Source organism: Mesorhizobium sp. M7A.F.Ca.CA.004.06.1.1 (assembly GCF_003999135.1).
Lineage (GTDB): Bacteria > Pseudomonadota > Alphaproteobacteria > Rhizobiales > Rhizobiaceae > Mesorhizobium.
This window is the reverse complement of record NZ_RZPQ01000593.1, coordinates 1-3,710: the sequence shown is the minus strand read 5'-3', so window position 1 is coordinate 3,710 and position 3,710 is coordinate 1. Positions and strand designations below refer to the sequence as shown.

The 3,710-nt window shown below is 62.1% G+C and carries 1 protein-coding gene, 1 tRNA gene and 3 pseudogenes; 3 read left to right on the top strand and 2 right to left on the bottom strand.

Features of this window, described 5'->3' with window-relative positions:
• Positions 1-137: 137 nt before the first annotated feature.
• Positions 138-1,082, bottom strand: a pseudogene (locus EN906_RS26450) (PAS domain-containing sensor histidine kinase); the annotation flags it as partial.
• Between the two features lie 248 nt (positions 1,083-1,330).
• Between EN906_RS26450 and EN906_RS26445 the strand changes: the two are divergent.
• From EN906_RS26445 to EN906_RS26435, 3 genes and pseudogenes are all read left to right on the top strand, one after another.
• Positions 1,331-1,789, top strand: a complete 459-nt coding sequence (locus tag EN906_RS26445; RefSeq protein WP_127270189.1) for a phasin — start codon at positions 1,331-1,333, stop codon at positions 1,787-1,789.
• Positions 1,790-2,158: 369 nt separating this feature from the next.
• A tRNA-His gene (locus EN906_RS26440) sits at positions 2,159-2,235 on the top strand.
• A gap of 27 nt (positions 2,236-2,262) precedes the next feature.
• A pseudogene (locus tag EN906_RS26435) lies at positions 2,263-3,206 on the top strand (NAD(P)(+) transhydrogenase (Re/Si-specific) subunit beta); the annotation flags it as partial.
• 77 nt (positions 3,207-3,283) lie between these two features.
• Here EN906_RS26435 and EN906_RS26430 read toward each other — a convergent pair.
• A pseudogene (locus EN906_RS26430) lies at positions 3,284-3,710 on the bottom strand (hypothetical protein); the annotation flags it as partial.

Below are 3,710 nucleotides of genomic sequence, written 5' to 3'. Positions count from 1 at the left end.
CTTCAACGCCGGCGAGGACGGAGGGCAACAGGCGCCGCGGCGCGGTCTATCGCCGAGACGGTCGTCGGCGTGGGCGTGGACTGGACTTCCAGGGCGGCCGGCTCTTGAGGCGCTTCAGGTCCGGACGCGGCAGGTCGCGGCGCCTGTTGCCCTCCGTCCTCGCCGGCGTTGAAGTACCAATGGTCGTGCTGCGCGGGCATGCGCTCTGCTGCCGGCTGATCGCTGTTAGCCGCCGTCGGCGCCTGCCCGATCGCATCGGCGATCTCATGCTGCGATGCGGCGATGTCGCCGGCCGGCTGCGAGGCGCTCGGTTCGTCGGTCGGTGCCTCGCGGCCCTGTTCCGGCTGGGAAGCCGCGTCGCCAGCAGGTGCCGTCTCGGCAATGGTTTGCGTAGGATGTTCGCCCGCAGGGGCTGTGTCGTCGAGCTGGTCCTCGTCGATCACCACCAGCAGATGCCGCTCCTCGGTCAATCTTGCCAGCCCTGCCGGGTAGGAGGCCGTGCCGCCGGGGACAAGGCGCTTGACGATGCGGTCGCTCTCGGCTGCGACGTCGGCAACCAGTGCCGCCAGCGTCTCCGGCAGGATGCCCAGTGCCGAAAATCCTTCCGAGGCCGCCTCGACGTTGCCCCCGGCATCGACAAAGGCGATGAAATGACCATCCTCGGTGAGGCCGCTAATGGCGCGCGCGGCGATTTCGCCGGCACTGCGTGACCCGGTCTGAGCCGCCGGCACTGCCAGCATGATCGCCTTTTCGGCGTCCGGCATGGTCACCGCACTGGCCAGGAAGCCGACGGCGCGGCTGGTCATGCCGGTCGCCAGCCGCACCATGATGGCGCGGTCACTGCCAATCTCGGGAAATCCGCTGGTCGCCATGATCTGGCGCCTGGCGATCACGGGCAACTGCGCCGAGGCGCCGATGATCGCCTCGATGTCGGGATAACCGAACATCGCGGCTCCTGGCCCGTTGGCCCAGATCACCTGCTCCAGATCCGCCGACAGGATCGCGATCGCGTCGCCTGCCGCAAAGCGCTGGCGGACCGCGTCGAGCACGGCGACATCGAGGAAGGAATATTCGGACGGCATGCGCTTGGCGGACCTCACGGAGCGGCGATTTTGCAGTTAACGCTTTGTTAATAAAAGCCGGAGGCGCGAAGGTCCACAAGCCAGAACGTGCAAAGGCTGGAATCTGGGCTCTTGGTTAACGGCCCAAAAGAAATTTATGGTGCACTGCAACAAAGATATTGCAACGCACAAAATTTGCCTTTATATTGCCATCATACAGGAACGAGACGGCTTTCTGTCAAAGCCGCTGCCGCTGAAAAGGATGGAAAATGTCCAGGACCAAGACCGCCGAGACGATCGAAAACGTTGAATTCCCGAGCTTCGACGCTTCCAAGGCCACCGACCAGATGCGCGCCTTCGCCGAAAAGGGCGTTGAGCAGTCGAAAGAGGCCTATGCCAAGCTGAAGACCGGCGCCGAGGAGACCCAGAAGGCTCTGGAGTCGACCTACGAGAACGCCAAGACCGTTTCCAACGACCTGTCGCTCAAGACCATCTCCGCTTTGCGTGCCAATGCCGAGGCCGGCTTTTCCCACCTCGAAGCCCTGATCGGCGCCAAGTCGCTGTCGGAAGTCGTCGAGCTGCAGACCGCCTTCCTGCGCAAGCGCGTCGAATCGACCGTCGAGCAGGCCAAGGACTTCCAGGCCGTTGCCTCCAAGGCGGCCGAGGACGTCTCCAAGCCGATCAAGACCGCCTTCGAGAAGGCGATGAAGGAAATCAAGGTTGCCTAACATTTGCGCATGATCTGAAGATGCAACAAAAGGTCGCATTTTCTTAAAAACGATCAGGTGTATGATAGCAGCCATCAAGGAATACCCGGTGAGTGGAACCTCCTCCCTCTGCTCCCCGGGTGACCAGCCAGCACCTCCTCCCGCTGGCTCGTAACAGGAAAAGGCCGGCACCTCCTCCCGCCGGCCTTTTTCTTTGTCCGTCGCCCGGCCCTTGCCTGCGCCTTCTTGCTGGGCAAATGCCGCGTCGATGTGGGGAAGTGACCTTTGCTTTCCAAAAGCCTTGAATTAGAATCCATAAGCCCGTAAGGACGCATCGCCGAACGACAGAGCGGGCGGATGAGTTTCTGTTTCGATCCGCTCAGGCAACGTGCCGTTGTAGCTCAGATGGTTAGAGCGCCGGATTGTGGATCCGGAGGTCGCTGGTTCGATCCCAGCCAACGGTACCATCGACTTTCCTCGCTAAGCTATTGAATTTACTATAGAAGTTTCGACAGCTAGTGATTAGCCTTGCGGCTATTTCCGATTTTGTGATACCTAATGTGTTTCTTATTGTGATACAAATAGGCTGGTCACCACCGAGTCCAAACTGGTCTTCTGGTTGATCGTTGCGGCCTCGCTGGTGCTCGGCATCCTGCTGATCATCCCGATCGGCGGCGCCGACATGCCGGTCGTCGTCTCGATGCTCAACTCCTATTCGGGCTGGGCGGCGGCCGCACTCGGCTTCACGCTCGGCAATCTGGCGCTGATCATCACCGGTGCGCTGGTCGGCTCATCCGGCGCGATCCTGTCTTACATCATGTGCAAGGGCATGAACCGAAGCTTCATCTCGGTCATTCTCGGCGGCTTCGGCGGCGAGACGGCAGCGGCCGCCGATGACGGCATCGAACGCACGGTCAAGCAGGGTTCCGCCGACGATGCCGCCTATCTGATGATGAACGCCCAGAAAGTCATCATCGTGCCGGGCTACGGCATGGCGGTTGCCCAGGCGCAGCATGCGCTGCGCGAAATGGCCGACAAGCTCAAGGCCAATGGCGTCGACGTCAAATATGCCATCCACCCGGTCGCCGGCCGCATGCCCGGCCACATGAACGTGCTGCTCGCCGAAGCCAATGTGCCCTACGACGAAGTGTTCGAACTCGAGGACATCAACTCCGAATTCGCGCAGGCCGACGTTGCCTATGTCATCGGCGCAAACGACGTCACCAACCCGTCCGCGCGCGACGACAAGTCGTCGCCGATCTACGGCATGCCGATCCTCGATGTCGACAAGGCCCGCACCTGCCTGTTCGTCAAGCGCTCGCTCGGCTCCGGCTATGCCGGCATCGACAACACGCTGTTCTACAAGGACGGCACCATGATGCTGCTCGGCGACGCCAAGAAGATGACCGAGGAAATCGTCAAGGCCATGGATCACTGATTTCGCCACGGCGCGACTGACCCAAACACAAAAGCCCGGCGCAAGGCCGGGCTTTTGCTTTTCAATGCTGAGCCGCTTCAGCGGCTGGTGAGAAAAACCGCTTCCTCATCGTCGCGCTGCCTGCCCCCAAGGGCCGCGGCAGCACTGGCGATGAAGGCGCCGATGGCCAGCGACAGCGCACCAAGGAGCGCAAAGGTAGCGCCAGCCTTCCTGGCGGTGTCGGCAGCCTCCTGCGCCTTGACCTTGGCGTCCTGAGCCCTGGCGATGATCGCATCCACCCGCGCCTTGGCATCTGCTTCCGAAAGACCGGTGCGAGCGGCGACGAGTTGCGACAGATAGGCCTTGTCGTCTGCCGAAACCTCGCCTGCCGCCGCACCGGCGATTAGGATGCGCGAGGCCTGCCCGGTCGCGGCGGTATCGCTGTCCGGATTGGCGGCAGCCAGCCTGCCCGGATCGGCCGGACGGAACAGTGAATCCACAAGGTAGGATGTCGCATTGTCGACC

Coding starts and splice junctions, on each gene's coding strand:
- EN906_RS26445 (WP_127270189.1), top strand. CDS start 1,331: ATGTCCAGGACCAAGACCGCCGAGACGATCGAAAACGTTGAATTCCCG.